Raw genomic sequence first — 26,658 nt, 5'->3', positions numbered from 1 at the left:
GGCAGCGGAGCCCCTGATTTCAAAATCGAGGGCATCGGCAAGATCCGACAGGCGTCGAGCACTTACGGTTTATCGTGGATGCGTCAGCTAACAGCCGCGCTTTAGGAGCCAGCGAGACTGTCAAGGCCGAACACACCTAGGATTTCCATCGTCCAAAACGAGCGAGAATGGCGACAGGCAAGGTGCCGACGAGAACTATGGCAAGTGCCGCGATCGACGCTTCCTCGTAGGTTCCGCGCGCCGCCTCGCCGTAGAGATGCGTCGCCAGGGTCTCGAAATTAAGCGGCCTCAGCAGAAGCGCCGCCGGCAATTCTTTCATGCAATCGACAAACACGAGCAAGCCCGCAGCGACGAGCGACGGTTTCGAAAGCGGCAGATGAACATGCCGGAATGTGCCAGTCACATTCTGGCCGAGGCTGCGCGCGGCGTGATCGAACGAGCGCGGAATGCGGCTGAAGCCCGCCTCCACCGAACCGACCGCAATCGCCAGGAAGCGTGCGACATAGGCGTAGCCGAGCGCTGCTCCGGACCCGATCAGCAGCAGGCCGGTTGGCGCGCCCAGCCATGCCAGCGCGGCTCGGTCGATCATCTGGTCAAGCGCCGCGACGGGCAACAATATTCCGATGGCAACCACGGTGCCGGGCATCGCATAGCCGACCGTGGTAATCCGCTGCAAAGCCGCCGTGATGCGGCCGGGAAGCGAGCGCGCGGTATAGGCGATGACCACGCCAAAGAGGAGGATTGCGAGCGTAGCCATGGCCGACAGGGTGACGGTGTTGAGCGTTTCCGATAAAAGCCGGGGCGACAGCCCTGCGAAACGGACGCGCTTCCATGCCTCGACGACGAGATAGCTCGCCGGGGCGATGAACCCGATGAACACCGGCAAAAGGCCGAGTGCAAAAACCACCAGACCGGAAACGGTGCCGAGACGATGCGGTGTGAAACTCCGCGCCTTTTGTGGGCTCGACCAATAACGCTGACGACGGCGCGCCCAACGCTCGATGGTGACGAGCGCGACCACCAATGACAGCATCGCGAGCGCAATCTGCGCCGCGCCCGGCAGGTCGGACCGCGTCACCCATGTCGTGTAGACCGAGACCGTCAGTGTCTTCACGCCGAGGAACTCCGAGGCACCGATGTCGTTCAGCGCCTCCATCAGCGCCAGGCTGACGCCGACAGCGATCGCCGGGCGCGCCAGCGGCAGCGCGACGCGCCAGAAGACGCCGCCTCGGCCACTTCCAAGCGTGCGCGACACCTCGACCAGATTGGCCGCCTGGGTGAGAAACATCGCCCGTGTCGTCAGGTATACATAGGGGTAGAGCACGAAGCCGAGCAGCACGATGCAGCCGGCCATCGACCGGATGTCGGGAAGGCGGAATTCGTGCGGGCTGGTGTAGCCAAGTGCTGCTCTGACCGCACCCTGGATCAAGCCGATCGGATGGAGAAGGTCGAGATAGACGTAGGCGATTATGTAGGTCGGCACCGCGAGCGGGAGCAGCAGCGCCCATTCGAGAAACCTGCGGCCGGGAAAGTCATAGGCGGTGACAAGCCAGGCCGTCGAGGTGCCAAGAAGCGTGACGAGGACACCGACGCCGACGAGCAGCGTCGTGGTCTGCTGGAAGGCCTGCGGCAGCACGTAAGCGAGTAGATGCTGCCAGAGCCCGCTCGACCCCCGCAGCGCCTGCCAGACAAGGGCGAGAACCGGAGTGGCCACCAGCACAGCGACAAGCACGGTCGCCGTGAACCACAGTCGCCCGGACCTGTACCGGGCGACCAAGGGAGTGGAGGCATTAGGCAGGTCGACATCCGACATCGGGAGATCACCGGGCGCAGCACTGCCCACGCCCGGATCGCCCATCAGTTGTCGAAGCCGACCTTCTCGGCCAGTTCGCTTGCCTGCTTGCGATGCTTGACGATTTCCGTCATCGGCACGGGATCGACCTTCAACTCGCCAAACGAGGCGATGATCGGGTCGATCGGAGCGCCGGCCTTGACCGGGTATTCGAAATTTGCCTTGGCATAGAGTTTCTGGGCGTCGTCGGAGACCAGATATTCCAGCAGCTTCACCGCCTCACCCTTGTTCGGCGCATGCTTTGCGACGGCCGCGCCGCTGACGTTGACCTGCGTGCCGCCATCCCTAAACGTTGGCAGGACGACCTTGATCGCGTCGCCCCAGGCGACCTGCTCCTCACCGCCCTTACCGGAGCGCATCAGTCCGACGTAATAGGAATTGGCGATGCCTATCTGGCAAATGCCGCCGAGGATGTCCTTGGCCACATCGCGGTCGCCGCCGCCCGCCTTGCGGGCGAGATTCCCTTTGACGGCAGCAAGCCATGCTTCCGTCGCCTCGGCGCCGTGATGTGCCATGTAATCGGCGAAAAGAGCGGTGTTGTAGGGATGCTGGCCGGAACGGATGCAGACCTTGCCCTTCCATTTTGGATCGGACAGGTCCTCGTAGTTGAACGCGGCAAGATCGAGATCCTTGGCAGCGTAGAGCACACGGGCCCGCATCGACAGAGCAAACCAGTTGTTGGCCGGGTCACGCAGGTTGTCCGGCACCGCGGCTTTCAGAACATCTGATACGACCGGCTGCGTCAGGCCTTTTTCGGCCAGGTCGGCGAGGTTGCCGACGTCGACCGTCATGAGGATGTCGGCAGGTGAGCTTTCCCCTTCCGAGGCGACACGCTCCGCAAGACCATCTTTCATGAAGACTGTATTGACCTTGACGCCGCTCGAGGCGGTGAAGGCGTCAAGCAGCGGCTGGATCAGCCCAGGCTCACGCGTGGTGTAGATGTTCAGTTCGGCCGCCATGGCGCTGACCCCGCCAGCGAGGGCGAAGACGCCGCCCACCAGGGCGAGTCGCAATGTGGAAAGGCTCTTCATGAAGCGGTCCTCCATTAATTGATTGGTGCGGCTGGCATTGTTGACAGCCCGAGAATTGCTCGATCATATGTGACTAATTTAGTCAAGTTACTTTGCGACCAAAGCGCTTGCGACTTATGCCGCAGCGAATATCAGGACGCCGCCTGCATCGATGGTCAGGTGGATCGGCTCACCCGGCTTTACATCGATCCGGCTTGTGGTGCGCAAGCGCAAGGGGTCAGCAACGCCCTCGATCCTGACCAACAATTGTTCGATCTCACCCAGAAAAGAACGGTTGACGACAAGCGCCGGCAGACCTTCATCGGGACCGAAAAGGCAGAGAGCCTGCGGGCGGATGCAGGCAAATACTTTGCCGCCTTCCGGAAGATCGAGCCGGGCTGGAAAGATGCCCAGCACCGTTTCGACCCGGCCATCGCGGTAGATACCCTCTACCCTGTTGCACGGGCACAGGAATTCGGCGGCGTAGAGCGAATTGGGATGATCATAGATATCGTATCCCGTCCCGACCTGCACAACACGACCCTCCTGCATCAGCACAACTCGGTCACCGACGGAAAGGGCCTCCTCTGGGTCGTGCGTGACGAGGATCGCCGTCGTCCCCAAGGCTCTCAACGTCGAAATGGTCTCCTCGCGCACCCGCTCCCGCAGGCCACGATCAAGATTCGAGAAAGGCTCGTCCATCAGCAGGATGACGGGTTTTGGGGCAAGCGCCCGCGCCAGTGCGACTCGCTGCTGCTCGCCACCCGAAAGCGTGTGTGGATAGCGGCCGGAAAGCGCCTGGATGCCGATTCGGGCGATCACCTCGGCCGCACGGGCGCTCGCCTCGCGCCGCGACAGTCGCCCGAGGCCGAAGGCCACATTCTCCTCGACGGTCAAGTGCGGGAAAAGGGCGTAATCCTGGAACATGAAACCGATGTTGCGGTCTTCGGGCTCGACAAAGCTGTTCGCGCCCGCGATCTCAGTGCCATTGAGCAGAATTCTTCCGCTGTCGGCAGTATCGACTCCTGAAATGATCCGCAAAAGCGAGGATTTGCCGCAACCGGACTGGCCGACCAGGCAGACGATCTCTCCGGGCGCAATCGAAAGCGAAACATCATCCAGCGCCAGGGTGTCGCCGAAGCGTCGGCTGATGTGTTCCAGCGTTAGCGGAGCGCCGGCATCACTTATCGACCCATGCATCATTCGCCCCTCAGCTAAACCGACAACCCGGCTCATTGCTGTTTAGATCAGCGTTGATTGGCTGGAAACCAACGATATGCGCTCAAATTTCCATGAAAAAAACCCGGCCGCACATTCGCGACCGGGTCCGTCTTGCAGGCCCAAGGGCCATGCTCACATCTTATAGCGAGATTATTTCGCCTTTGCGACCATTGATTCGAACGGCTTGTAGGCTTCCTTGGCGAGTTCGGCATAGAGATCACCGATCTTGGTGGCTTCGGTGACGAAGGATTCGTACGACTGCCTGGCAAAATCGGACTGGATCTCGATCGCCTTCTCCAGCGACTTGGCCGACAGAAGTTTCTCGGCTGCTGCGCTGCCGGCCTCGAAGCTTTTCTTGGTGTACTCGCCCGCCTCGGTGGCGATGGCCTGCGCACCCTTCGAAAGGGACGCGAAGCTCTTCAAGCCGTTATCCGCAAATTCCTTGCCGTATTTGCTGAAATCTTCATAGGTCTGGGTCATTCACGCAATCCCTTGACAGTTGTCGTTGAGCGGTGGACGCGGCCTTGTCCCGGGCCGCGCTGTGCAATGCAAGTAATATATTGTGCACTGCACAAAAGTCAAGGTTTCACCGACTCCGCGTTTCACCAGGTGCGGCCCGGCCATCCGGCAGCAGGCCGGCGCAACCATCGGGTAATGGCTAAAATTCGAATAAAGAAAAGCTCAAGCTCGAAGAAAATGGTGAACGCCGCGGTTACCATAAACGGATTGGTAACGCTGACTGCGATAGCTTGGCTTGAAGTGAGGCAGGACCCCTTTGCCGCCTCCACCGCAACAAAAAATTCAAAGGAACCATCGGTGCGTCAGGCGTTGTCGGGCATTCTCTCCAAATCCGCGTCCTCTTTGAAAACGATCATGATCCTCGCTTTGGCGATGACGTTCGTCGTTGCCGACGCTGCTTCGTCCATGGCGGCGAGGTCGGCGTCCATCGTCATCGACGCCAAGACCGGCAAGGTCCTTTACTCCCAGAATGCCGATGGCCGACGCTATCCCGCCTCGCTCACCAAGATGATGACGCTTTACCTGGCCTTCGAGGCCATGGCGAACGGCAAGATCAGCAAGAGCTCCCGGGTCGTCTTCTCGGCGAATGCTGCTGCCGAGCCGCCGACCAAGCTCGGCGTCAAACGGGGCGGCGCGATCACCGTCGAGACCGCGATCCTGTCGATGGTGACCAAGTCGGCAAACGACTCGGCAACCGCAATCGGCGAGCTTCTTGGCGGCAATGAAGCCAATTTCGCCCACATGATGACAGCCAAGGCGCGGGCGCTGGGCATGAAGGGGACCGTTTTCCGCAACGCCCACGGCTTGCCAAATCCCGGTCAGTTCACCACCGCGCGCGACATGGCGGTGCTCGGCATCGCGCTGCGGGAGCATTTTCCCCAATATTACGGCTATTTCTCGCAGCGTTCCTTTCTCTACGGCCGCAGGCGCATCAACGGCCACAACCGCCTGCTGGGACGCATCAAGGGCGTCGACGGCATCAAGACTGGCTACACCCGCGCCTCCGGCTACAATCTCGTCTCCTCGGTCGACGACGGCGATCGCCGCATCGTCGCGGTGGTCATAGGCGGCAAGTCCGGCGGCAGCCGCGACAATCAGATGGCAGGCTTGATCAAAACCTACCTGCCGAAGGCGTCGTCGCGCGGCAGCGGCATGCTGATCGCCAAGGCTGGCGGTGGCAACCCGATCACCGCGCTGGCGAAAGTATTCCTGCCCAAGCGCGACGCGCCGACGCCGGACAGCAGGCCCGACGGCGATGCCCCGAATTACGATGCCCAAGATGGCGATGCCCAGGACGGCGATGCCATTGCCTCCCTGGTGGAGGAGGCCGAGCCCGTCGTTGACGAAGCCACCCCCGTGGAGACCAGGCCCGTCTCTCAGACCAGTAAGGTCGAGACAGTGGCCGCGGCGACGGCGGACGATTTGGCGACCGCACGGGTCGCAGCAGCCTATGCCGAACCGGCAAAGGTCGATCCCGTCAACACGGCGTCGGTGCCGTCCGGCTGGGCAGTCCAGGTAGCCTCTTCGCCAAAACAGTCCGAAGCCCAGGCTCTCCTGGACGAGACGAGCAAACAGGCGCCTTCGGTCCTGGCCGATGCTGTGGGCTTCACCGTCGCCTTCGAAAAGGGCGGCGTCACCTACTACCGCGCCCGGTTCGGTTTTGGCTCGAAGACTGCCGCCTGGAAAGCCTGCAACGCCCTGAAGAAAAAGAAGATCGAGTGCTACGCCGTCCACCAGTAGGAGGCGTCGAAACATCTCCCGGAAGAATTCTGCGTCGAAGGAGACTAGTTGTGATTGGAGAGCAAGACGTCCTTGGCTTCGTTGATCCGCGCCGCCAGAAAAGAAGTGCCGCCGAGATCGGGGTGCAGGCGCTGCATCAGGCGGCGGTGCGCCTTGCGGACATCCGCCGCGGCGGCCCCCGCTTCAAGACCAAGGATCTTGTAGGCCTCCTCCTTAGTCATGGCGCCCGAACCTGGCGAAACACCCAGCCCGTCGCCACCATTCGCCTCCGCGTCTTTGCGCCAGATGGGAAATCTGCCGTCAAGATACGTCTCTAGGAGCTGGCGGCTCTCCGGGTCGCCGGGAAGTTCGCGATAAAGCTGCTGCAATTCCGCAAGGCTCATCGTGCCTAGCATCTTGCCTTCATGGCGGCCGGCCAGCACGAGGCCCTCCAGATTGCCGGTATCGTGATCGAGCTCCATTTCGAGTGCCGCGGTGCGCACCGTCGAATACTTGCCCGGCTCCAGTTTCGCCGTCGGCCGCTTCATCCGCATCGAGCCCCACCAGGCGAGCGCCGTCGACAGGATCAAGCCGCCGAGGCCTGTGCGTCCAACCAGAAGCGCAGCGACGCCGATCAGCGCCAGCAGCGCGGGCCCAACTGTCCTCATCCAGATTGCGAGTTTCCCGGGGTCGGCGCGCAGAAACACCGCGGCCGCGCCGAGCAGCGCCAAAAGCAACGCCACGAATGCGATAGTCGCGCCCATCATTTCCTGCCGCTCCGCAGATGCTCGATCATCAGCCGGTCTTCCGGCCTGCCCCTGGCCTCCAGAGCCTTCAGCCCGCCGGTCGCAAACACCGCGACCGCCGATAGCAGGCTGGCCAAGGTTGCGGCGGCCCGCCGATCAAATCGGAACCAGGCGCCTTTGGACAACCGCGCAATTTCCTTGAACGCCTTTTCCGCGCCGGCATCATGGCCCTCCTGAAAGACGAAGACAGGAACGCCGTGCAGGCCGAGGCTGCCGGCCTTTTCCGCCAGATCGTCGATGTTTTCCTCCATCGCATCGCCGATATAGACCAGCGCGTTGACCTTGGCCGCCGCCGTCTGTTTCAGCGCATGCGCGAGCACCTTGCCGATCTGGGTGTGGCCGCTTCGGCATTCGATCCGCGTCATCAGCTGCTTCAGCGCGTTCGTATCAGTGACGAATGCGGATGAGCGGCACTCGCCAAGACCGCGAAAATAAACCAGTTGGACCTTGAGCGCCCCGGCCTTGCCGACGGCGTCGAACATCTCGCCCTGCAGCGCACAGGCGAGATCCCAGGTCGGCTGGCGGCTCATTGTCGCATCGAGGGACAGGATCAGCCTGCCGGTACCGGTCGCGGACGCAGCCAGCGTCCTTGCCTGACGGATAAACGCATCGATCTCGCCGGTGCTCGATTGGGGTTCGACCGGCGCAGGATTGGCCTTTGCGGGCACGGGCTGCTTCTTGTCACTCATGACATTCAAGATGTGGCGTTGTCGCACAGCTTGCAAGCCCAGCATGGGGCGATCTGGAGGGCCGGCGATCACCGCAGCTTGAATTTTGGGGCCTTCCTAGAGCAGGCCGAGATCGGCAAGCTCGCGCCTGAGTTTCGGCGGCATTTCGACCAATCCCGCTTTGCCCTTGGAGAGATCGGCCGGTGCGTCCGACGGTTTCAAATAGCGCCAGCCTTGAAAGGCGCGGCGCGGCTGCCATTCGGTCAGCACGACCGCGGGATCGAGGATCAGGTGACAGCGGCCGATACCCTCGTCATCGGTGAAAGGACGGATTTCGGTGATCAACTGGCGGCATTGCACATTGCCCTTGATCACCCAGTAGAGGGAACCGCCATCGGTGACCTCGGCGCTGCGCGTCGGCGTCATGCGGGTGGTATGGTAGTGCTCGACCGGTTCACCGGCGCGCCGCCGTTCATCGAGGCGGAAGGCGATCCACTCTTCGAGATCTTCGACGCTGTCGCAGCCAACGCAGAGCTTTATGAGATTGAGGGACATGGATTAAGGTTTAGTCCGCGGCGCAAAGGCGTCAACCGGCCCAATCGACTTTCTCCACAGTGCCGACTTTCTCCCCAGTGCCGCTGTTCTCCACGGCGTCAATCCCCAGTGCAAAGTTTGGCCACAGTGCAAAGTTTGGCCATAGTGCAAAGTCTGGCTCAGCATTCCACGATATTGACGGCCAGGCCGCCGAGGCTGGTTTCCTTGTATTTCTCGTTCATGTCGAGGCCGGTCTGGCGCATGGTCTCGATTGCGGCATCGAGCGGCACGAAATGAACGCCGTCGCCCTTGATGGCCAGCGACGCGGCAGTCACCGCCTTGACGGCGCCGAGCGCGTTGCGCTCGATGCAAGGCACCTGCACCAGCCCGCCGACCGGATCGCAGGTCATGCCGAGATGATGCTCGAGCGCGATCTCGGCGGCGTTCTCGACCTGCTCGGGCGTGCCGCCCATCACGGCGCACAGCCCCGCTGCCGCCATCGCCGAAGCCGAACCGACCTCGCCCTGGCAGCCGACTTCGGCGCCCGAGATCGAAGCGTTGGTCTTGATGATGCCGCCGATCGCTGCCGCGGTCAGCAGAAAGTCGCGGATGCTAGGCTGGTCGGCCTCGGGGTGGAAATGCAGCCAATAGCGCAGCACCGCCGGCAGCGTGCCTGCAGCACCATTGGTCGGCGCGGTGACGACGCGCCCGCCGGCGGCGTTCTCCTCGTTCACCGCCATGGCATAGATCGACAGCCAGTCGTTGGCGAGCAGCGGATTGGGCCGGTTCTGCCGCCACTGCTCCTGCAGCCTGTCATGCAACTGCCGCGCGCGTCGGCGCACCTTCAGGCCGCCCGGCATGATGCCATCCTGCGACAGGCCGCGCTCGATGCAGCCCTTCATGGCGCTCCAGATGCCGTCGAGGCCGGCGTCGAGCTCCTCGCGCGTCATCTGCGTCTCTTCGTTGACGCGTTTCATGTCGGCGATGGAAAGACCGCTTTTCGCGGCCATCGACAGCATCTCGACAGCATTCTTGAAGGGGTATGGAACCTTCTTGCCTTCGCTCGTCGCCGAGCCCTTCGCCTTCATCCGCTGCAGTTCTTCCTCGGAAACAACGAAGCCGCCACCGATCGAATAGTAGATGCGCTTGAGCAGCAGGCGGTCGTCGGCATCATAGGCGCAGAAAGCCAGGCCGTTGGCGTGGCCGGAAAGCGGCGTCTTGCGATCCAGCACCAGATCCGTGGCCGGGTCGAAGCGATAGGATGGGTGGCCGGGCGGCGAAATCCGCTTCTCGGCGGCGATACGCTCGACGATGCTGTCCGCCTGATCGGGGTCTACCGTCTGCGGCGTCTGGCCGGCAAGGCCGAGCACGACGGCGCGATCTGAACCATGGCCGATGCCGGTATAGGCAAGCGAGCCGTGCAGGCTGGCGGCGATGCGATCAACCTTGGCGCCGGCCGGGCGCGGCCAGTCATCCCCCGCGACCTCGTCGAGAAAACGCCGCGCAGCCGTCATCGGTCCCATCGTGTGCGAACTCGATGGTCCAATGCCGATCTTGAACAGGTCGAAAACCGAAAGGAACACGCGCCGCTCTCTCCTATTGGAATTTACATATAGGAATTCCTGTGATGTTTCCGCTCTTTCGAAGATTGCGGCGCTGCACCTGCCGACCTTGTTTGCTCCGCCAGCGACATCGTTGCGTTCCGCCATCGAAGCACCACCACCGCTTGTGGTAAGAGGGTTGCATGGGCGATTCCTTCCATTTGTCGACGGCAGACCTCGTTGCGCTGGGTTTCTTCCTTTTCGTGTGGGTGATGCATACGCTCGCCTCCGACGGAAAGCTGGTCAGGCGCATGTCGCTGACGACGGCGATGAACGTCCAGCGTCAAGCCTGGATGCGGAACATGGCCGAACGCGAAGTCCGCATTGTCGACACCGCCATCATGGCCGGCCTTCAACAGGGAACCGCCTTCTTCGCCTCCAGTTCGCTGATTGCGATCGGCGGCTGCTTTGCCCTGCTCGGCGCCTCCGAGCAGGTTGTCTCGGTGCTGAGCGACCTGCCGCTCGGCGCGACTTCGTCCCGCTCCGCCTTTCAGATGCCGGCTTTTCAGATGAAGGTGTTCGGATTGGTGCTGATCCTTGCCTATTCCTTTTTCAAGTTCGGCTGGGCCTACCGGCTGTTCAACTATTGCTCGATCCTGATCGGTGCGGTGCCGATCCCGCACGGAGAGGCTTCACACAACCCGGTCAGCGAGACAGCAGTATGGCGGGCGGCGCGCATGAACATGCTGGCCGGAAAACATTTCAATTCCGGCATGCGCGGCGTGTTCTTCTCGATCGGCTATCTCGGCTGGTTCGTCGACCCAAAAGTGTTCGTGCTGTCGACGCTGCTGTTGCTGGCGGTTCTGGTGCGTCGCCAGTTCTTCTCGGCGGCGCGGCAAGCCGTGATCGGTCAGCCACCCGAGCCGACACCCGGTCCGGGAAAAAGCCGATCGATGCGGCCCGACAGCCGGTAGGCGACGAGCCCGATCCATTCGCGGACCGCCGTGCTGGTGGTCTGCAGCGAATTGAAGGGATCGTCGCGAGACAGGCCTATGCCTTCCTTGCCGGAGGTGCGGTAATCGACCGGCCAGGGAACGGTGGCAAAGCCGACCTTGTCGAACAGCGCCTTGGCGCGCGGCATGTGGAAGGCCGAGGTCACCAGCAGCCAGGTCTCGCCCGGTTTTGGGGTGACCAGTCCCCGGGTGAAGGCGGCGTTCTCGTCGGTGTTGCGGGATTTTTTCTCGAGGATCAGCCGATCGGCCGTCACACCAAGCGCGGCGAACAGCCGCGGCGCTGTCTCTGCATCGCCCTCACCATCGCCGATCATTGCGATGCCGCCCCCAGAGATTACGACTTTCGCTGTCGGATAATGCCGCGCCAGCACGGCCGCCGCAACCATCCGATCGCCGCTTGCGCTCAGTTCATAGCCGCCACGCACGAAATTGACGGCGCCCTCCATGCCGCCCCCCAGCACGACGATGCCATCGACCTTTTCCGGCAGCGGCGGGCGCGGAAAACGTTCTTCCAACGGATTGAGCAACAGTGCTCCGAGCGAGGTCCAGGTCGAGAGGGCGAGGACGAGAAACGCCAGCCCGCTGCCGAGGGCAAACAGCTTTCTGCGCCGGACCAACGCAGCAAGCAAAGCAACCAGCAGCAGGATGATCGCCAGGTTCAATGGCTGGACGAGGAGCCAGAATATTTTGGAAAGATAGTAGAACATCCCTCACCCTTCAGATGGGAGATGACACTACCACCACCACTTTTCCGGCTGGAACGTGCCCGCCGCCTGTTCGATGACATGGGCGGTCTGGAACAAGGTTTCCTCGTCGAACGGCCGGCCGATGAGCTGCAGGCCAAGCGGCAGGCCCTTGGCGTCAAGCCCTGCGGGCACGGCGATGCCCGGCAGTCCGGCCATGTTCACGGTCACCGTGAAGATGTCGTTGAGGTACATCTTGACCGGGTCGGCGGCCATGTCCTCGTCGGCGATGCCGAAGGCTGCCGACGGCGTTGCCGGTGTCAGGATGACATCGACGCCGGCAGTGAATGCGTTTTCGAAATCCCGCTTGATGAGGTTGCGCACCTTCTGCGCCTGCAGATAGTAGGCGTCGTAGTAGCCGGCGGAGAGCACATAGGTGCCGATCATGATGCGGCGCTTGACCTCGCGGCCGAAGCCGGCGGCGCGGGTCTTTTCGTACATGTCGACGATATCCTTGCCCGGCACGCGCAGCCCGTAGCGAACGCCGTCATAGCGGGCGAGGTTCGACGACGCTTCGGCGGGCGCGACGATGTAATAGGCCGGCAGCGCGTATTTGGTATGCGGAAGCGAAATGTCGACGATCTCGGCGCCGGCATCTTTCAGCCAGGCAATGCCTTTCTGCCACAGCGCCTCGATCTCGTCGGGCATGCCGTCGACGCGATATTCCCTGGGGATGCCGACCTTCATGCCCCTGATCGGCTTGCCGATCACCGCTTCGTAGTCCGGCACCGGGCGGTCGACCGAGGTGGTGTCCTTCGGATCGACCGAGGCCATCGATTTCAAGAGGATCGCGGCGTCACGCACGTCGCGGGCGATCGGTCCGGCCTGGTCGAGCGACGAAGCGAAGGCGACGATGCCCCAGCGCGAGCAGCGGCCGTAGGTCGGCTTGATGCCGACCGTGCCGGTGAAGGCGGCGGGCTGGCGGATCGAGCCGCCGGTGTCGGTGGCGGTGGCGCCGGCACACAGGAGCGCCGAAACGGCGGAGGCCGAGCCACCCGACGAGCCGCCCGGCACGAGCCGGGCATTATCCAGCGTGCGCGCGGTCCTGGTGCCGCCGGCCGAGACAAAACCGCCATCGCCCTGATGCGTGGTCGGCATCACCATCGTGTCGACGCGTGAACGCCGCCACGGATTGACGACTGGGCCGTAGTAGGAGCTCTCATTGGACGAGCCCATGGCGAACTCGTCCATGTTGAGCTTGCCGAGCATGACGGCGCCGTCGGCCCACAGATTGGCGGTGACGGTCGATTCGTAGTGCGGCTTGAACCCATCCAGCACATGGCTGCAGGCCTGGGTGTGGATGCCTTCGGTGCCGAACAGGTCCTTGATGCCGAGCGGAATGCCTTCGAGCGACCTGCCCTCGCCCTTCGCCAGCTTTGCGTCCGAGGCCTTGGCCATGTCGCGCGCCTTGTCATCGGTTACCACGACATAGGCATTGAGCGTCGGATTGGCCCGCTCGATCGCCTGGAGATAGGCTTCGGTGATCTCGGATGCGGTGATTTCCCTGGCGCGCAGCTTGGCGCGGGCCTGCGAAATCGTCAGCTGGGTCAGGTCGCTCATCAGGCAAGGCTCTTTTCGTAAAATACCGACCACCCGGAATCGGGATAGTCCAGCACCGGGCCGCAGCGCGAAAATCCGGCGCGTTCATAGACGGTCCACGCGGCCGGATGGCGGTCGCCGGTTTCCAGCACCAGACGCTTCAGCCCTTCATTGCGCGCCAGCGCCTCGATCCGCTCGACGATCCTTGCGCCGATCTTCTGTCCGCGATGCGAAGGCCGCGTGTACATGCGCTTGACCTCGCCGACGGCACCGTCGTGGCGCTTCAGCGCGCCGCAGCCGATGGCGAGGCCGTTGTCGCGAGCGATGAAGACAGTCGTGTCGTTGTCGGCCATCTGCTCGACGGTCATGTGAGAGCAGTGCTCCGGCGGCGTCAATTCCAGCAGCGTGGCGTTGAGCTCCTTGACCAGCCCGCGTACGTCGTCCTGCAGCGGCGTTTCGATGGCGATCTGGATTGCCATCGGTCCGCTACTCCACGACCTTCGGAACGAGGAAGAAATTCTCTTCGGTCGCCGGTGCGTTGGCGACGATGTCGGCAGCCTTGCTGCCGTCGGTGACGACGTCCGGACGCTTCTTCATCTCCATCGGAATGACCGACGTCATCGGCTCGACGCCGGAGACGTCGACCTCGTTCAACTGCTCGACAAAACCGAGAATGGCGTTCAACTCGCCGGTCATGCGCTCGGCATCCGTCTCGCTCACCGCAATGCGGGCGAGACGCGCGACGCGCTTCACTGTTTGCAGATCAACGGACATATTTGCTTGTGCCTCGGGAAAACCAGTCCGCGCTATAGCGGCGCGGCGCGTGCCGCGCAACATGCATCGTGCCGAGAACCGGCCCGGAAGGTCGATGGCAGCACAACGCAGTCGGCGAATTTGCCAGCCGGGCTGGTGGCCGACCAGATGCACGCCGCCCTGCAAGCCAAGGTGGCGGCCATCAAGATCGGCATGCTCGCGACGGAGCACATCATTGCCGGCGTTGCGGCTGTGCTGCGCGGAAAATCGGCATATCCCGGCCGTGCTCGACCCGGTGCTGGCCTCCTCTTCGGGCGGACCGCTTCTGGAGGCAAGCGCGATCGGCTCGCTGACACGAAATCTCATGCCGCTCTGCCGTCTCGTCACACCCGACCTCGTCGAGCTGGCCATCCTCGCCGGCTCACGACCGGCGGTGGACGACTGCGAGATCTTGCGCCAAGGACAAGGATTGCTGGCCACCGGGTCGCAGATCGTGCTGGCCAAGGGCGGGCACGCAACGGGGCCTCGGTCCACGGAAATTCTGCTGCGTTCCGGTCAAGAACCCATCAGCTTCGATGCGCCGCGCCTTGCCGGATCGATGCGCGGAACGGGCTGCATGTTGGCCTGCGCGATTGCCGCGCACCTGGCGAATGGGAGGTCGCTTGAACACGCCGTCGGCCAAGCCAAGCAGTTTGTTTTCGCAAAGCTTTAAAAAATCGGTTCCCCGGGACTGACGGCTCCGGAACCCGCATGCGTCGACTTCGTGCCTTAGTTCAAGCCCGCGTTTGTGAGGCATCGTAGCACTCCTTTATCACGCAGACCCGGAGCCTGCCCACGCTGCTGAGCTGATGCCGCCACCGACATCACGTGGCTTGACACAGAACTCGGAGGTGTGGCCGTCCACCACATCACCTCTATGCGCGAATGAACGGGTCCTGCGGCCGCTATCCCAATTTGGATTAGCTCAATTTGCCAAAGCAACGCCATTGCGTTGCGCATCGCGGATGACGTTTTCCGAGAAACCTCCTCGAAGAGCCTCCTCGACAAATTCGCGCACCAGGAGACCCGCCGCTGGATGGGAACAACTGACAGCGATCGTTTGTCTGATAACGAGGAATGGTTCCGCTAGGACGCGGAAACCCTCACGCGCGCTCGCAAAGCGCTCAAGCGCTTGCCGCACACCCGCCGCGGCGTGATGTTTGCCTTCGACAAACATTTCAAGGGCTTCCCCTGGGGTAGACGAATGAACGATTTTGGCATGCGCGAGACGCCGCGACAAATAAAGGTCATAAGCAGCGTTTCGTGTGGCGCAAATTTCCACGCCCTGCGCGTCGACGTCTTGAAACGTGTGATACGGTGTTGCCTCTCGAACCACAAGCGTGCCCTCGATCAGCGCATAGGCAGGCGAAAACAGCAGCCTGTCTTCGCGCGCCGGGTCGGCGGCCAGGAAAGCGATGTCCCACTCGTCCTGATCGACCCGCTCCAGGATGCTGGCTGCCGACGGATAGACGACGAATTCGACGCGACAACCGAGGCGCTCTGAAAACTCTCTGGCGAGTTGTGGGCTGACACCTTCAAAGACTCCTGTATTCGAATCGAACTGCACCAAAGCGATATTGGCGAGGTTTACCGCCGCGCGCAGATAGCCTTTGGGGATCAGTGCGGTGAGCGGAGCTGCGATATCGTCGGTCATGTCTCGATCTCCCGCCGGACAGTGCAATCTTGCGGTCACTGTTGCCTGAATTTCGCTGCCAGCGCCTCGGTTCCGCGTGCGAGAAGGCCGGCGTCGACACCGACCGCGGTAAAGGTGGTGCCAAGTTCGATACAGCGTGCAGCGAAGGTGATGTCGGGCGTCAGGATGCCTGCGGGCTTACCGAGAGCCGCAAGGCGGCGGATCGCACCCTCGACGGCAGCCACGACCTCAGGATGGCCGGGCTCCCCCGGATATCCAAGGATGGCGGCAAGATCCGCCGGGCCGATGAAGACACCATCGACACCATCTACCTGTGCAATGGCCTCTAACGCCTCCACTGCCGCACGGGTTTCCAACTGCACCAGCAGGCACAGCTCCTCCTCTGCCCGCTTAGCGTAGCCGGTGACACGCCCAAACCGCGTCGCCCGCGTCAGCCCCGACACACCGCGGATACCGGCAGGTGGGTAGCGCATGGCGGAAGCCGCGGCTTCGGCTTCTTCCCGGTTCTGCACATAGGGAATGAGCAGTGTCTGCGCACCGATGTCGAGATAGCGCTTGATCAGCACCGCATCGTTGCTGGCAGGGCGCACGATGGGCGAGACGTCGTAGGCCGCAACTGCCTGCAACTGCGGCAAGACCGTCAGGACGTCGCCCGGCGAGTGCTCGGTGTCGAACAGCAGCCAGTCGAACCCGGAGGGCGCGACGATTTCGGCGGCATAGCTGCCCGGGAGGCTGCACCAGAGACCGATTTGCTGCCTTTTCTCGGCCAGTGCACGCTTGAAGCGGTTTTTCGGAAGATTCACGACACCACCTATAAGAACGATACTCCGAGCGCGCCGATCGGACCGTAATCCGCCTGGACGACATCGCCGGCGGCGATATCGACGGGCCGCGTAAACGAGCCCGCAAGCACGATCTGCCCCTTTTCCAGCTTGCCCCCGACCGCATGGAGCTTATTGACAAGCCAGGCGACACCCGCTGCGGGATGCCCCATGACGGCGGCCGAAACACCCGATTCCTCGATGATCCCGTTCTTGGAAAGCGTTGCCCCGATCCACCGGATGTCGATGTCCATCGGACGGATGACGCGACCTCCGACGACGATGGCGCCGAAGGCTGCGTTATCCGCGATGGTATCAGTGATCGCGCGCGGAACCTCGGTTCTGTAGTCGATGATTTCGAGCGCCGGCACAATGAATTCGGTGGCGCGCATAACGTCGTAGATTCGGGTGCTCGGGCCCTCGAGATTCTCGCCCATGATGAAGGCAAGTTCCACTTCGAGGCGCGGCTTGATGAAGAGGTCGGCCCTGATCTGGGCGCCGTCATTGAAAAGAGCATCATCAAGGATGCGCCCGTAATCCGGCTCGGTCATCTTCGATGCCATCTGCATGGCTCTTGATGTCAGGCCGATCTTGTGGCCCGCGACGCGCGCACCTTTGGCAATCCTGCCCTCCGCCCAAAGATCCTGGATGCGATAGGCATCCTCGATCTCAATCTGGGGATAGGTCTTGCTGAGTTGCGGGATCGGCACCCGGCTTTCCTCGGCGCCCAGCAATGCCTGCGCCGCGCTGCGTCGTTCTTCATCCGTCAACATGATGTGGTTCTCCCGTTTGTTTATTTGATTGGCGCGCGCGGCAGAACCGCTTCGCCCGGCTCCATCACGTATGTGTATTCCAGGGAAAACCAGGGAACGTTCACATTCGGATCGTCCGGATGTGGTTCGTCATGCTGCACGAAATCGCCCGTCAGCGCGGACGTCACCCCGAACTGCACGTCGGTATCGATGTTCGGATCGCTGGGGTCGAAGACCTGCGAAATCAGGGTCTTGTAACCTTGCTTGAAGATCAGCGCGTGCAGATGCGCCGGGCGATAAGGGTGACGTCCTTGCGCCTTCAAAAGCCGACCGACGACACCGTCCACCGGGATCGGATATCCGATCATCTTCACCGTGCTGAACCAGAAGCGGCCCTCCGCATCCGTCGTGAATTTACCTCGCAGATTCATTTCGGCCTGATCGGGATCCTGGTTCTCGTAGAGGCCGACGGGCGAGGCATGCCAGACGTCCACGTCGGCGCCGGCGATCGGACTTCCGTGTCTGTCAACAACCAAGCCCCGCACAAACAGCGGAGACCCGGGCGTATCCGAACGGATAATCGTGCCGCCGTTGTCGACCCGCGGTGAGTTGAGGCGCCAGAAGGGACCAAGCAGCGACTGGGACGTTTCCGTCTGTCCCCGATCGCCGTTGTTGAGCAGGCAGACCAGCGTCGAAACGCCCAGCGAGCCCGAGATCAGGACGAACTCGTTATGGCTGTCCGTTTGCAATTGGCCGATTTCGTTGAGGACCGCCGTGGCATCGCGAAACTCCGGCTCCGTCAAGCGGACTTCACGAACAAAGGCGTGCAGATGCTTCACCAGCGCCGTCAGGATCTCGCGAAGCCGGTGGTCCGAGGTCTGCTCCATAGCCTTCAGAACAGCCGCCGTCACATCCTCTTGGGTCCGTATCACCATCTCACACCTCCCTGTGGGCGTGCCTGTTTTGATAAATCATCGATTATTTGTCAAGCCGACATTGCTTTACGGCCGGGAGATTCTCCCTAAATTCTCTTTATAGAATCACGATTGTTGTCCGTATAGAATTGATTTCATTATATAAAATTCCACTTCTGGCAATTCTAATGGAGGCTCAACTCCACATTTCACCAAAACTGTTTGACAAAAATAATCGTTTATTATATGGATCGTCGATCAATGAATCCGCTACCAGAAAACGTGGCGGGAACCATCTGGGGAGGATGTCAATTGCGATCAGGGCCCGGGAGCCTCATTTTGGAAAGTGGCGCGGAGGCGGCAACGCCATCCTTTCCCGATGACGGCAAGAACACGATCGCCAGTCAGCTTGTTTCACGTCTGCGCGAAGCGATCATTTCCGGCCAGCTCGAGGCGGGCAGCAAGATCAATCTCGATCGCGCAAAGCAAAGCTTTAACGTCAGTCTCAGTCCTTTGCGGGAGGCGTTGGCGCGTTTGATTTCGGACGGGTTGGTCGAGTTCGAAGACAATCGCGGCTACCGCGTGTCGCCCGTTTCACTTTCGAACCTCGAAGAGATCACCAGTTTGCGTGAGGAATTCGAAACCTACGCGCTGCGGGAATCCATGCGCGTCGGCGATGTCGATTGGGAAGGCAATGTCATGCGTGCGCTGCACCGCCTGAACCGCACGGAACGGGATGCAGCAAAACCCGAAACGCTTGAGCAGTGGGAAGCCGTCCACCGGGAGTTTCATCTCACCCTGATTGCGGGCTGCCGTAAACCGCTGCTTCTCAGCTTCTGCAAGACCATGCTGAACTTGAACGACCGCTACCGGCGCACCTTTCTTACCCGCACGTCCGGCGACCGCAATGTCAGCGTTGAACATAGTGAAATCGCGCAAGGGACCGTGGCGCGGGATATGGACTATGCCTGCGACCGGCTGCGCGAGCACATCCATCGTACCGGCACAAATCTGCGACGGCATCTCGCTGAAAAGGGAATTGCCTGAATGGAGACCCGGGAGGAAACCATACCACCCAACGCTTCGGCATCGCCGCTGGGGGTCGCGCATTTCTCAGCGATTGATGTCGCGCCGGCGAAGTTCGTGTCGCTTGCCGCGGCCACCGGTTTTTCATCGGTTGGCCTGCGCCTTCATCCGGCTTTTCCCGGCGCTCCCTATTATGAGTTGCCGGTGGGAAGCGACGCAGCTCGCGACGTAAAAGCCCGCCTCGATGGCGAAGGTATTTCGCTCTATGACATCGAATTCGTTGTCATCGGGCCGCACTTCGATGTCATTGCCCTGGTGTCAATGCTTGAAGCCGCCAGCGCGCTCGGTGCGCGACGTCTCAGCGTTTGCGGCGACGACCCGGATCGGGGGCGCCTGATTGCCAATTTTGCAGCGCTTTGCGACCTCGCGGCCACCTTCGGCATGGGCGTCGACCTGGAGAACATGGGCTGGCGCACCGTCGCCAGCTTTCATGACAGCCTGTCGATCGTGCAGGGATCGAGCCGGGACAATGCCGGCGCGCTGGTCGATGCGCTGCACTTCTTCCGCAATGGCGGCCAAGCCAAGGATGTCTTAGCTGCCCCTCAAGGCATGGTCAGGAGCATTCAGCTCTGCGATGCGCGGGGACCTGCGCCGATAACGGCGGATCAAAAGGTCAGCGAGGCCAGAACGGGACGTTTTGCGCCGGGGCTGGGTGAGCTTCCCGTTGCGAGCCTGATGAGGGTGTTGCCCGCAGGCGCCGCCGTCTCGGTAGAGGTGCCTATCCATTCCAGCCAGGCGCCGGAGGAGCATTTGCGTCACCTGCATGATGCCGCCCGTGCGTTGGCCGGCTAAGCACGAGCAACGGCGCAACAGCTAACTACGACACGGAGACAGGCTGAGGAGCCTGTCGGCGGAGAGAGATATTGTCATGAACTACGTGCTGGATTTCAGCGTTGTCTTCGAAAAGATGCCCGACCTGCTGATGGCGGCTCTGGCGACGATCGGTCTTGCCCTGGCCGGCATGTCTCTGGCGCTGGTGATCGGTGTGATCGGCGTCGCGGCCCGGTCATCGAATATCCGTCCCTTGCAAGCGGCGGTCATCGCCTTCGTTGAAGTGGTCCGCAATACCCCTTTCCTGGTGCAAATCTTCTTCATTTTCTTCGCCCTGCCTATGATGGGTGTTCGCCTCAATCCCACTGTCACGGCGATCATCGCGCTCGCCATCAATGGCGGCGCCTATGCCATCGAAATCATTCGTGGCGGTGTCGACAGCATCCACAAAGGTCAGGTTGAAGCCGGGCTCGCACTCGGCCTTCACAAGGCGCAGGTGTTTCGCCTGATCGTTCTGAAACCGGCGCTCAGGGCAATTTACCCCTCGCTGACCAGCCAGTTCATCATGCTGACGCTGACGACATCGGTCTGCACGTCTATCGCGGCTTACGAGCTGACCTCCGTCGCGCAGATCATCGAGTCCGACACGTTCCGCAGCTTCGAGGTCTATTTCACGATCACGCTGATGTACCTCGTCATTTCCTGGATGATGATGGGGCTGTTTGCGCTGATCTCGCGGCATTTCTTCAGCTATCCGGTGCGGTAGGGACAGGACAATGGGTGTTATCGGCCAAAACGAAATGCTATTCCTGCTGCAGGGCCTGAAGTGGACATTGCTTCTATCTGCGATCGGCTTCATCGGCGGCGGGGTATTCGGACTCGTCATCGCGCTTGCCCGCACATCTGAACTCTCAGCCCTCCGCAAGACGGCGGCGGGCTATATCTCAGTCTTCCAGGGTACACCGCTGCTGATGCAGCTCTTCGTCGTCTACTACGGGATCGCGCTTCTCGGCGTCAGCGTCGAGGCCTGGGTGGCTGTCGCGATCGCCTTCACGCTGCATGCGAGCGCATTCCTGGGCGAGGTCTGGCGTGGTGGTATCCAGGCAATCCCGAGGGGCCAGACCGAGGCCGCCAATGCGCTGGGGCTTCACTATGTGTCGCGGATGAAGGACGTGGTCCTTCCGCAGGCGTTCAAAGTATCGTTGCCGGCAACCATCGGTTTTCTCGTTCAGCTCATCAAAGGCACGTCGCTTGCCGCCATCGTCGGCTTCATCGAGCTCGCCCGCGCCGGACAGATCGTCTCGAACCAGACGTACCGGCCGTTGCTTATCTTCGGCATCGTCGGCGCGATTTACTTCATCATTTGCTGGCCTTTGTCTCTCTACGGGGCCCGGCTCGAAAATCGGATGGCAAAGGCCGTCCGGTAAGTTGGCAATCCAACGAACGCATAAGCTCTATCAACCAAGGAGGAGAGCGTAATGATCAGCAGCTTTAATACCGGTCTGAAGCGCCGTGGAATTCTGTTCGCAGTAGCAGCTCTGATGATGGCCCCGTGGCTATCGCCGATGTCTGCCCAAGCCGCGACGGTGGAGGAGGTCAAAGCCAAGGGCAAGATCATCGTCGGCATTCAGGGCGACAACGCGCCCTGGGGCTTTGTCAATTCGAGCGGCGTTCAGGACGGTTTCGATGCCGACATCGCCAAGCTCTTCGCCAAGGAACTGGGCGTGGAGGTCGAATTCGCACCGCTCGCGGTCGCCAACCGCATTCCGGCGCTTGTCACCGGCAAGGTCGATATCCTGTTTGCCACCATGGCAATGACGGAGGAACGGGCCAAGTCGATCCAGTACAGCAAGCCATATGCTGGCAACACGATTTCGCTTTACGGACCGAAGGACAAGAAGATGGCCGAGATCGCGGATCTGGCAGGCGTCGAAATCGGCGTCCCACGCTCAAGCTCTCAGGATAAGGCGGTGACCGACGCGGTCGGCTCCAACGCAACGGTACGCCGCTTCGACGATGATGCGGCCACCATCCAGGCGCTGCTTTCCGGCCAGGTGCAGGCGGTCGGCGGCAACCAGTTCTACCTCGACCGTCTGGAAGCAGCCAGTGCCGGCACATATGAACGCAAGATCGATTTCCTCACGACATTCAATGGCGTCGGAACACGACTTGGCGAGAAGGACTGGAATGAAACCGTCAACGCCTTCCTCGACAAGATCCTGTCGAACGGCGAGCACGCCAAGGTCTATGCGAAGTGGATGAAGGTGGAAGTTCCGAAGTTCCCCGAATCCATTCCGAACATCCCCTTCACCATCAACTGAACACGTTCTACGCAGGAGATCGCCGTGCCGCACGCCGCTGACACGCAAAGCCCGCTTCTTTCCATGGAAGCCGTGGATAAATGGTACGGCGAATTCCATGCGTTGAAGAACATCAACCTTACGGTTCGCAAAGGCGAGAGAATCGTCCTTTGCGGACCGTCCGGATCTGGCAAGTCCACGCTTATCCGCTGCATCAATGCGCTCGAGAAAATCGAGAAGGGCATGATCATGGTCGAGGGGACAAAGCTGGATGACAGTGGCAAATCGATCGACGCCGTCCGGCGCGAAGTCGGCATGGTGTTCCAGAGCTTCAATCTTTTTCCGCACATGACAATCCTGGAAAACTGCACGCTTGCGCCGATGCGGGTGCGTGGAACAGGCAAGGCCGAAGCGGAGAAAATCGCCCGTAAATATCTAGAGCGCGTTCGCATTCTCGATCAGGCCGACAAGTACCCAGCCCAACTCTCCGGCGGGCAACAGCAGCGTGTTGCCATTGCACGTGCGCTCTGCATGGAGCCGAAAGCCATGCTGTTCGATGAGCCGACCAGTGCGCTCGACCCTGAGATGGTCAAGGAAGTCCTCGACACGATGATCGGTCTGGCCAGAGACGGCATGACGATGATTTGTGTCACCCATGAAATGGGCTTTGCCCGGCAGGTGGCCGACCGCGTGATCTTCATGGCCTCCGGCGAAATCATCGAAGAAGCGCCGCCGGAAACATTCTTCCGCAATCCGTCGCATCCGCGCACCCGGGCCTTTCTCGGCGAAATCCTGGCTCATCATTAAGGCGATCCGCAGATGACGGTTTCAACCGAAACGACAAAACGCGCTGTGTTGGTGGGACTGATCGGCGCGGATATTCAGATGTCGAAATCTCCTGCCCTGCACGAGCGCGAAGGGGCGCTTCAGGGGCTCGACTATCGCTATGAACTCCTCGACCTTGCGGAGCGCGGCCTTACGGCCACCGCCCTGCCTGATCTCCTTGCGGAACAGGAAGCGCGTGGCTTTGCCGGCAGCAACATCACCCATCCCTGCAAGCAGACGGTGATTCCGCATCTGGCGGATCTGTCCGAGGACGCCCGCATGCTGGGCGCGGTCAACACGGTCGTGTTCAAGGATGGAAAACGAACCGGCCACAACACCGACTGGCACGGTTTTTACGAAAATTTCGGGCGCGGCCTTCCAGACGTTCCGCGGCATCGGGCTGTCCTTCTCGGCGCGGGCGGCGCCGGCGTCGCGGTCGCGCATGCCGCGATGAAACTCGGCATCGAGCGTCTCGCGATTTTCGATCAGGATGTTTCTCGCGCAGATCGCTTGGCCGAAGATCTGAACCGCCGGTTTTCCGCCGACCGGGCCTTTGCGATCATCGATGTCGAGGAAGCGATGAGGACTGCCGACGGACTCATCCACGCCACCCCGACCGGCATGAAGAACCATCCGGGCTTGCCCATCGAAGAGAGCTGGCTGGAACCCCGCCACTGGGTCGCCGACATCGTTTACATGCCGCTGGTAACCGAGCTTCTTGCGCTTGCAACCCGGCTTGGCTGCCGCACCCTGCCGGGTGGCGGGATGACGGTGTTTCAGGCGGCCGCCGCGTTCAAGCTCTTCAGCGGAATCGAACCCGACGCCGAACGCATGAGCAGCCATTTCACCGCACTTTGCAAAGCCTCTTGATCCAGGCTGGCAAAGGAGAAACACAATGCCGCACATCGTGATCGAATACAGCGAGGGAGCCGGGAGCCGCATCGACATGCCGGCGCTGGTGAAGGCCGTTCATCGCAGCGTGCGAGACAGCGGCGCGGTCAAGCCGAATGCCGTGCGCACCTTTGCGCGAGGCCACGCATTCGCTGGTCGCCGACGAGCATCCCGCCAACCAGTTCGTGCAGATCATCCTACGCATCGCGCCCGGACGCTCGGCGGCCGAACAGCGAGCGATATTGCAGACGGTCTATGACGCAGCCGAAGGCGTCGCACGTTCGGCACTCGATGAGGGACGCTGCGCCCTGCGTGCCGATCTCATCCAGTCGGATCCCGATTTTGCGATCCACGAGACCACGCTGCCGTGACCATTCCGGCGATTCGAAAGGAAGAAGAATGAGCCTGATCTATGTTCTCAACGGTCCGAATCTCAATCTGCTCGGCAAGCGCCAGCCGCATATCTACGGCCACGAAACGCTCGCCGATGTCGAAGCCGATTGCCGCCGGCTCGCCTCTGAACTCGGTCACGACGTCCGCTTTCACCAGAGCAACCGCGAATACGAAATCATCGACTGGATCCATGAGGCGCGCGAGGACGGCGCCGGCATCGTCATCAATCCAGCCGCCTTCACCCATACCTCCGTTGCTATTCTCGATGCGCTGAATACCTTCGAGCAGCCGGTGATCGAGGTGCATATTTCCAACGTCCACAAGCGCGAACCCTTCCGCCATCATTCCTTCGTCTCGCACCGCGCCGACGGCGTGATCGCCGGTCTTGGCACCGAAGGCTATCAGCTTGCGATCCGAAGGCTGGCAAGCCTGATCACGTCTGCCGAGAAGAAGTGACGGGAAGCGGCTCGGCATGGATCGGAAAGTAAGGCTTGCGGTGCTCGGCGCCGGCCTGATCGGCAAGCGACATATCCAGCACGTGCTTGCCGAGCCGCAGGCGGAACTTCTTGCCGTCGTCGACCCGATGCCGCTCGGGCAGCAGATCGCGCAGGAATCCGGCGCTAAATGGTTTGCGAGCTTTGCCGCAATGATCGAGACGGATCGTCCCGACGGCATTATCGTCGCGACGCCCAACCAGGTCCATGTCGCCAATGGTCTCGAAGCCGTTGCCGCCGGTGTGCCGGCGCTGATCGAAAAGCCGATCGCCGATGATATCGCTGCCGGTGAAAACCTGATCGGCGCGGCAGAAGCCGCCGGCGTTCCCCTTCTGGTCGGCCACCATCGCCGCCACAATCCGATGATCCAGAAGGCGAAAGAGATCATCGACAGCGGCGAGCTTGGCCGCATCCTCGTGGCCAATGCGATGTTCTGGCTGTTCAAGCCGGACGACTATTTCGACATCGACTGGCGGCGCCAGGCCGGCGCCGGCCCGGTCTTCCTCAACTTGATCCACGACGTCGACAACCTGCGCTACCTTTTCGGCGACATCGTTGCCGTCCAGGCGCGCGAATCCAGCGCCGTCCGCGGCAATGCTGTCGAGGAGACCTCAGTGATCCTGATGGAATTCGAAAGCGGTCTTCTTGCCACGGCGTCCGTTTCGGACTCCGTCGTCGCGCCCTGGAGCTGGGAGATGACGGCGGGCGAAAACCCAGCTTACCCGAAAACGGAAGAGGCATGTTACGCAATCGGCGGGACCCACGGATCCCTGACGATCCCGGCGCTGGACGTGTGGACGAACGGTATAAGACGCAGCTGGTGGGAGCCCTTCCAAAAGCGCCGCGTAGCCGTTCAAGACGAAGATCCGCTGGTGCTGCAGATCCGGCAGTTCTGCAAGGTGATCCGCGGTAAAGAACCGCCGCTGGTCAGCGGTCGCGAAGGGCTGAACACGCTGAAGGTTATTATGGCCGTTAAACAATCGGCGGCAAGCGGCGAACGCATCGTTCTAGGATAGAAAGGAAATTGCTTGCGCCTTTGGCATGCTCTGCAAGGTGCATGCTCTATAAGGCGATTGTCCCGCCGATCTCCGGCAACGCCACCTTCACACCGGAACCCTCCAACCCCGCGACAAACTTGTCGGCGGTCTGGTCGATGATCGGAAATGTGCCGAAGTGACTGGGGATGACCGTCTCGAACTGAAAGAAGCGCCGGCAGGCAAGGGCTGCCACCGCGCCGCCCATGGTGAAGCGATCGCCGATCGGCACGATGCCGATCTTCGGCTCATGCAGTTCGTTGATCAGCGCCATGTCGGAAAAGATGTCGGTGTCGCCCATATGATAGAGCGTCTTGTCTTCCTCGAAATGCAGGACAAGGCCGCCGGGATTGCCGAGATAGGTGTTCTGGCCCTTGTCGCCCGGGAACGACGAGGAATGCAGCGCCTGGACGAAGGTGGTGGTGAAGCCGCCGCAATCGACAGTGCCGCCAATATTGCCGGGATTGATCTTCTTGTCGCTGACGCCCTTGCCGACCAGGTACATGCAGATCTCGAAATTGGCGACCAGCATGGCGCCGCTTTTCCCAAGCACTTCAAGCGCACCGCTGATGTGGTCGCTGTGGCCGTGGGTCAACAGAACATGCGTGACCCCTTCCGCCGGCTCTTCCCAGCCGCCCGTCCATGACGGATTACCGATCAGGTAGGGATCGATGAGGATTTTCGCCTCGGCGGTTTCGACGCGAAATGCGGAATGTCCGTACCAGGTCAGTTTCATGAATGCCTTCCTCGATTTTTGCTTCGGCAA

30 protein-coding genes are annotated in these 26,658 nt (G+C 61.4%); 13 read left to right on the top strand and 17 right to left on the bottom strand.

Translation table 11 applies throughout. From position 1 onward, the window contains the following. Nucleotides 1-136: 136 nt before the first annotated feature. From JG739_RS17590 to JG739_RS17575, 4 genes are all read right to left on the bottom strand, one after another. Nucleotides 137-1,813: an ABC transporter permease gene (locus JG739_RS17590; protein ID WP_202362700.1), complete on the bottom strand. Its 1,677-nt coding sequence runs from the start codon at nucleotides 1,811-1,813 to the stop codon at nucleotides 137-139. Between the two features lie 44 nt (nucleotides 1,814-1,857). Then, complete coding sequence (locus JG739_RS17585) at nucleotides 1,858-2,883, bottom strand: Fe(3+) ABC transporter substrate-binding protein (RefSeq protein WP_202362699.1); 1,026 nt, start codon at nucleotides 2,881-2,883, stop codon at nucleotides 1,858-1,860. Nucleotides 2,884-2,997: 114 nt separating this feature from the next. Beyond that, on the bottom strand, nucleotides 2,998-4,065 hold the full coding sequence (locus JG739_RS17580) for an ABC transporter ATP-binding protein (RefSeq protein ID WP_244749472.1): 1,068 nt from the start codon (nucleotides 4,063-4,065) through the stop codon (nucleotides 2,998-3,000). A 168-nt stretch (nucleotides 4,066-4,233) separates the two neighbouring features. After that, nucleotides 4,234-4,563, bottom strand: coding sequence for a phasin family protein (locus JG739_RS17575; RefSeq protein WP_202362698.1), 330 nt, complete (start codon nucleotides 4,561-4,563; stop codon nucleotides 4,234-4,236). Nucleotides 4,564-4,956: 393 nt separating this feature from the next. Between JG739_RS17575 and JG739_RS17570 the strand changes: the two genes are divergently transcribed. Beyond that, nucleotides 4,957-6,342, top strand: a complete 1,386-nt coding sequence (locus JG739_RS17570; protein ID WP_446720500.1) for an SPOR domain-containing protein — start codon at nucleotides 4,957-4,959, stop codon at nucleotides 6,340-6,342. Nucleotides 6,343-6,386: 44 nt separating this feature from the next. On the opposite strand, the gene JG739_RS17565 is transcribed toward JG739_RS17570, so the two are convergent. From JG739_RS17565 to JG739_RS17550, 4 genes are all read right to left on the bottom strand, one after another. After that, nucleotides 6,387-7,085: a DnaJ domain-containing protein gene (locus JG739_RS17565; RefSeq protein ID WP_202367509.1), complete on the bottom strand. Its 699-nt coding sequence runs from the start codon at nucleotides 7,083-7,085 to the stop codon at nucleotides 6,387-6,389. After that, nucleotides 7,085-7,816 (bottom strand): VWA domain-containing protein, encoded by a 732-nt coding sequence (locus JG739_RS17560; protein WP_202362696.1) that lies wholly within the window; start codon nucleotides 7,814-7,816, stop codon nucleotides 7,085-7,087. The genes JG739_RS17565 and JG739_RS17560 overlap by 1 nt, the downstream gene beginning before the upstream one ends. 96 nt (nucleotides 7,817-7,912) lie before the next feature. Continuing rightward, complete coding sequence (locus JG739_RS17555) at nucleotides 7,913-8,350, bottom strand: DUF1489 family protein (RefSeq protein WP_202362695.1); 438 nt, start codon at nucleotides 8,348-8,350, stop codon at nucleotides 7,913-7,915. A gap of 158 nt (nucleotides 8,351-8,508) precedes the next feature. After that, nucleotides 8,509-9,912, bottom strand: coding sequence for an L-serine ammonia-lyase (locus JG739_RS17550; RefSeq protein WP_202362694.1), 1,404 nt, complete (start codon nucleotides 9,910-9,912; stop codon nucleotides 8,509-8,511). A 161-nt stretch (nucleotides 9,913-10,073) separates the two neighbouring features. Between JG739_RS17550 and JG739_RS17545 the strand changes: the two genes are divergently transcribed. Further along, nucleotides 10,074-10,844, top strand: a complete 771-nt coding sequence (locus tag JG739_RS17545) for a DUF599 domain-containing protein (RefSeq protein WP_202362693.1) — start codon at nucleotides 10,074-10,076, stop codon at nucleotides 10,842-10,844. On the opposite strand, the gene JG739_RS17540 is transcribed toward JG739_RS17545, so the two are convergent. The 4 genes from JG739_RS17540 to gatC are packed head-to-tail and all read right to left on the bottom strand — an operon-like array spanning nucleotide 10,781 to nucleotide 13,939. Further along, complete coding sequence (locus JG739_RS17540) at nucleotides 10,781-11,590, bottom strand: YdcF family protein (protein WP_202362692.1); 810 nt, start codon at nucleotides 11,588-11,590, stop codon at nucleotides 10,781-10,783. The genes JG739_RS17545 and JG739_RS17540 overlap by 64 nt on opposite strands. A 27-nt stretch (nucleotides 11,591-11,617) precedes the next feature. Beyond that, nucleotides 11,618-13,186, bottom strand: coding sequence for an amidase (locus JG739_RS17535; RefSeq protein ID WP_202362691.1), 1,569 nt, complete (start codon nucleotides 13,184-13,186; stop codon nucleotides 11,618-11,620). Next, complete coding sequence (locus tag JG739_RS17530) at nucleotides 13,186-13,644, bottom strand: GNAT family N-acetyltransferase (protein ID WP_202362690.1); 459 nt, start codon at nucleotides 13,642-13,644, stop codon at nucleotides 13,186-13,188. The genes JG739_RS17535 and JG739_RS17530 overlap by 1 nt, the downstream gene beginning before the upstream one ends. A 7-nt stretch (nucleotides 13,645-13,651) precedes the next feature. Further along, nucleotides 13,652-13,939 carry an Asp-tRNA(Asn)/Glu-tRNA(Gln) amidotransferase subunit GatC gene (gene gatC, locus JG739_RS17525; RefSeq protein WP_202362689.1) on the bottom strand — a complete coding sequence of 96 codons (288 nt, stop codon included), beginning with the start codon at nucleotides 13,937-13,939 and terminating at the stop codon, nucleotides 13,652-13,654. A gap of 214 nt (nucleotides 13,940-14,153) precedes the next feature. Here gatC and thiD point away from each other — a divergent pair, with 214 nt between their 5' ends. Then, nucleotides 14,154-14,630, top strand: coding sequence for a bifunctional hydroxymethylpyrimidine kinase/phosphomethylpyrimidine kinase (gene thiD, locus JG739_RS17520; protein WP_244749470.1), 477 nt, complete (start codon nucleotides 14,154-14,156; stop codon nucleotides 14,628-14,630). A 252-nt stretch (nucleotides 14,631-14,882) separates the two neighbouring features. On the opposite strand, the gene JG739_RS17515 is transcribed toward thiD, so the two are convergent. The 4 genes from JG739_RS17515 to JG739_RS17500 are packed head-to-tail and all read right to left on the bottom strand — an operon-like array spanning nucleotide 14,883 to nucleotide 18,119. After that, nucleotides 14,883-15,611, bottom strand: coding sequence for a transporter substrate-binding domain-containing protein (locus JG739_RS17515; RefSeq protein WP_202362688.1), 729 nt, complete (start codon nucleotides 15,609-15,611; stop codon nucleotides 14,883-14,885). Between the two features lie 35 nt (nucleotides 15,612-15,646). Further along, a complete protein-coding gene (hpaI, locus tag JG739_RS17510) occupies nucleotides 15,647-16,414 on the bottom strand; it encodes a 4-hydroxy-2-oxoheptanedioate aldolase (RefSeq protein ID WP_202362687.1) in 768 nt (255 codons plus the stop codon). An 8-nt stretch (nucleotides 16,415-16,422) separates the two neighbouring features. After that, complete coding sequence (gene hpaH / locus JG739_RS17505; RefSeq protein WP_202362686.1) at nucleotides 16,423-17,205, bottom strand: 2-oxo-hept-4-ene-1,7-dioate hydratase; 783 nt, start codon at nucleotides 17,203-17,205, stop codon at nucleotides 16,423-16,425. A 20-nt stretch (nucleotides 17,206-17,225) separates the two neighbouring features. Then, nucleotides 17,226-18,119 carry a dioxygenase family protein gene (locus JG739_RS17500; protein ID WP_202362685.1) on the bottom strand — a complete coding sequence of 298 codons (894 nt, stop codon included), beginning with the start codon at nucleotides 18,117-18,119 and terminating at the stop codon, nucleotides 17,226-17,228. A 318-nt stretch (nucleotides 18,120-18,437) separates the two neighbouring features. On the opposite strand from JG739_RS17500, the gene JG739_RS17495 reads away from it, so the two are divergent. The 10 genes from JG739_RS17495 (at nucleotide 18,438) to JG739_RS17450 (ending at nucleotide 25,874) form a co-directional block, all read left to right on the top strand. Beyond that, nucleotides 18,438-19,145, top strand: a complete 708-nt coding sequence (locus JG739_RS17495) for a GntR family transcriptional regulator (protein WP_244749469.1) — start codon at nucleotides 18,438-18,440, stop codon at nucleotides 19,143-19,145. Continuing rightward, a complete protein-coding gene (locus tag JG739_RS17490; protein WP_202362684.1) occupies nucleotides 19,146-19,976 on the top strand; it encodes a sugar phosphate isomerase/epimerase family protein in 831 nt (276 codons plus the stop codon). It begins immediately after the preceding gene. Nucleotides 19,977-20,052: 76 nt separating this feature from the next. Further along, nucleotides 20,053-20,721, top strand: coding sequence for an amino acid ABC transporter permease (locus tag JG739_RS17485; protein WP_202362683.1), 669 nt, complete (start codon nucleotides 20,053-20,055; stop codon nucleotides 20,719-20,721). A 10-nt stretch (nucleotides 20,722-20,731) separates the two neighbouring features. After that, the gene (locus tag JG739_RS17480; protein ID WP_202362682.1) at nucleotides 20,732-21,382 is read left to right on the top strand and encodes an amino acid ABC transporter permease; all 651 of its coding nucleotides are present in this window, start codon (nucleotides 20,732-20,734) and stop codon (nucleotides 21,380-21,382) included. Nucleotides 21,383-21,433: 51 nt separating this feature from the next. After that, nucleotides 21,434-22,276, top strand: a complete 843-nt coding sequence (locus JG739_RS17475) for a transporter substrate-binding domain-containing protein (RefSeq protein WP_202362681.1) — start codon at nucleotides 21,434-21,436, stop codon at nucleotides 22,274-22,276. Nucleotides 22,277-22,339: 63 nt separating this feature from the next. After that, a complete protein-coding gene (locus JG739_RS17470; RefSeq protein ID WP_202367507.1) occupies nucleotides 22,340-23,062 on the top strand; it encodes an amino acid ABC transporter ATP-binding protein in 723 nt (240 codons plus the stop codon). Between the two features lie 12 nt (nucleotides 23,063-23,074). Beyond that, nucleotides 23,075-23,950, top strand: a complete 876-nt coding sequence (locus tag JG739_RS17465) for a shikimate dehydrogenase (RefSeq protein ID WP_202362680.1) — start codon at nucleotides 23,075-23,077, stop codon at nucleotides 23,948-23,950. Nucleotides 23,951-24,087: 137 nt separating this feature from the next. Beyond that, a complete protein-coding gene (locus JG739_RS17460; RefSeq protein WP_244749468.1) occupies nucleotides 24,088-24,342 on the top strand; it encodes a hypothetical protein in 255 nt (84 codons plus the stop codon). A 28-nt stretch (nucleotides 24,343-24,370) separates the two neighbouring features. Then, nucleotides 24,371-24,820 carry a type II 3-dehydroquinate dehydratase gene (aroQ, locus tag JG739_RS17455; protein ID WP_202362679.1) on the top strand — a complete coding sequence of 150 codons (450 nt, stop codon included), beginning with the start codon at nucleotides 24,371-24,373 and terminating at the stop codon, nucleotides 24,818-24,820. Between the two features lie 16 nt (nucleotides 24,821-24,836). After that, complete coding sequence (locus JG739_RS17450) at nucleotides 24,837-25,874, top strand: Gfo/Idh/MocA family protein (RefSeq protein ID WP_202362678.1); 1,038 nt, start codon at nucleotides 24,837-24,839, stop codon at nucleotides 25,872-25,874. Nucleotides 25,875-25,920: 46 nt separating this feature from the next. Here JG739_RS17450 and JG739_RS17445 read toward each other — a convergent pair whose 3' ends face one another. Continuing rightward, a complete protein-coding gene (locus tag JG739_RS17445; protein WP_202362677.1) occupies nucleotides 25,921-26,628 on the bottom strand; it encodes a metal-dependent hydrolase in 708 nt (235 codons plus the stop codon). Between the last annotated feature and the right edge of the window lie 30 nt (nucleotides 26,629-26,658).

This window comes from Mesorhizobium sp. L-2-11, assembly GCF_016756595.1.
Classification (GTDB): Bacteria; Pseudomonadota; Alphaproteobacteria; order Rhizobiales; family Rhizobiaceae; genus Mesorhizobium.
This window is presented reverse-complemented; position numbering and strand designations above follow the sequence as displayed.

Bases quoted from the DNA above. Each gene is read 5' to 3' on its own strand.
- JG739_RS17590 (WP_202362700.1), bottom strand. From the start codon at position 1,813: ATGTCGGATGTCGACCTGCCTAATGCCTCCACTCCCTTGGTCGCCCGG.
- JG739_RS17585 (WP_202362699.1), bottom strand. From the start codon at position 2,883: ATGAAGAGCCTTTCCACATTGCGACTCGCCCTGGTGGGCGGCGTCTTC.
- JG739_RS17580 (WP_244749472.1), bottom strand. From the start codon at position 4,065: ATGATGCATGGGTCGATAAGTGATGCCGGCGCTCCGCTAACGCTGGAA.
- JG739_RS17575 (WP_202362698.1), bottom strand. From the start codon at position 4,563: ATGACCCAGACCTATGAAGATTTCAGCAAATACGGCAAGGAATTTGCG.
- JG739_RS17570 (WP_446720500.1), top strand. From the start codon at position 4,957: ATGATCCTCGCTTTGGCGATGACGTTCGTCGTTGCCGACGCTGCTTCG.
- JG739_RS17565 (WP_202367509.1), bottom strand. From the start codon at position 7,085: ATGGGCGCGACTATCGCATTCGTGGCGTTGCTTTTGGCGCTGCTCGGC.
- JG739_RS17560 (WP_202362696.1), bottom strand. From the start codon at position 7,816: ATGAGTGACAAGAAGCAGCCCGTGCCCGCAAAGGCCAATCCTGCGCCG.
- JG739_RS17555 (WP_202362695.1), bottom strand. From the start codon at position 8,350: ATGTCCCTCAATCTCATAAAGCTCTGCGTTGGCTGCGACAGCGTCGAA.
- JG739_RS17545 (WP_202362693.1), top strand. From the start codon at position 10,074: ATGGGCGATTCCTTCCATTTGTCGACGGCAGACCTCGTTGCGCTGGGT.
- JG739_RS17540 (WP_202362692.1), bottom strand. From the start codon at position 11,590: ATGTTCTACTATCTTTCCAAAATATTCTGGCTCCTCGTCCAGCCATTG.
- JG739_RS17535 (WP_202362691.1), bottom strand. From the start codon at position 13,186: ATGAGCGACCTGACCCAGCTGACGATTTCGCAGGCCCGCGCCAAGCTG.
- JG739_RS17530 (WP_202362690.1), bottom strand. From the start codon at position 13,644: ATGGCAATCCAGATCGCCATCGAAACGCCGCTGCAGGACGACGTACGC.
- gatC (WP_202362689.1), bottom strand. From the start codon at position 13,939: ATGTCCGTTGATCTGCAAACAGTGAAGCGCGTCGCGCGTCTCGCCCGC.
- JG739_RS17515 (WP_202362688.1), bottom strand. From the start codon at position 15,611: ATGACCGACGATATCGCAGCTCCGCTCACCGCACTGATCCCCAAAGGC.
- hpaH (WP_202362686.1), bottom strand. From the start codon at position 17,205: ATGTTGACGGATGAAGAACGACGCAGCGCGGCGCAGGCATTGCTGGGC.
- JG739_RS17500 (WP_202362685.1), bottom strand. From the start codon at position 18,119: ATGGTGATACGGACCCAAGAGGATGTGACGGCGGCTGTTCTGAAGGCT.
- JG739_RS17490 (WP_202362684.1), top strand. From the start codon at position 19,146: ATGGAGACCCGGGAGGAAACCATACCACCCAACGCTTCGGCATCGCCG.
- JG739_RS17485 (WP_202362683.1), top strand. From the start codon at position 20,053: ATGAACTACGTGCTGGATTTCAGCGTTGTCTTCGAAAAGATGCCCGAC.
- JG739_RS17480 (WP_202362682.1), top strand. From the start codon at position 20,732: ATGGGTGTTATCGGCCAAAACGAAATGCTATTCCTGCTGCAGGGCCTG.
- JG739_RS17475 (WP_202362681.1), top strand. From the start codon at position 21,434: ATGATCAGCAGCTTTAATACCGGTCTGAAGCGCCGTGGAATTCTGTTC.
- JG739_RS17470 (WP_202367507.1), top strand. From the start codon at position 22,340: ATGGAAGCCGTGGATAAATGGTACGGCGAATTCCATGCGTTGAAGAAC.
- JG739_RS17465 (WP_202362680.1), top strand. From the start codon at position 23,075: ATGACGGTTTCAACCGAAACGACAAAACGCGCTGTGTTGGTGGGACTG.
- JG739_RS17460 (WP_244749468.1), top strand. From the start codon at position 24,088: ATGCCGTGCGCACCTTTGCGCGAGGCCACGCATTCGCTGGTCGCCGAC.
- aroQ (WP_202362679.1), top strand. From the start codon at position 24,371: ATGAGCCTGATCTATGTTCTCAACGGTCCGAATCTCAATCTGCTCGGC.
- JG739_RS17450 (WP_202362678.1), top strand. From the start codon at position 24,837: ATGGATCGGAAAGTAAGGCTTGCGGTGCTCGGCGCCGGCCTGATCGGC.
- JG739_RS17445 (WP_202362677.1), bottom strand. From the start codon at position 26,628: ATGAAACTGACCTGGTACGGACATTCCGCATTTCGCGTCGAAACCGCC.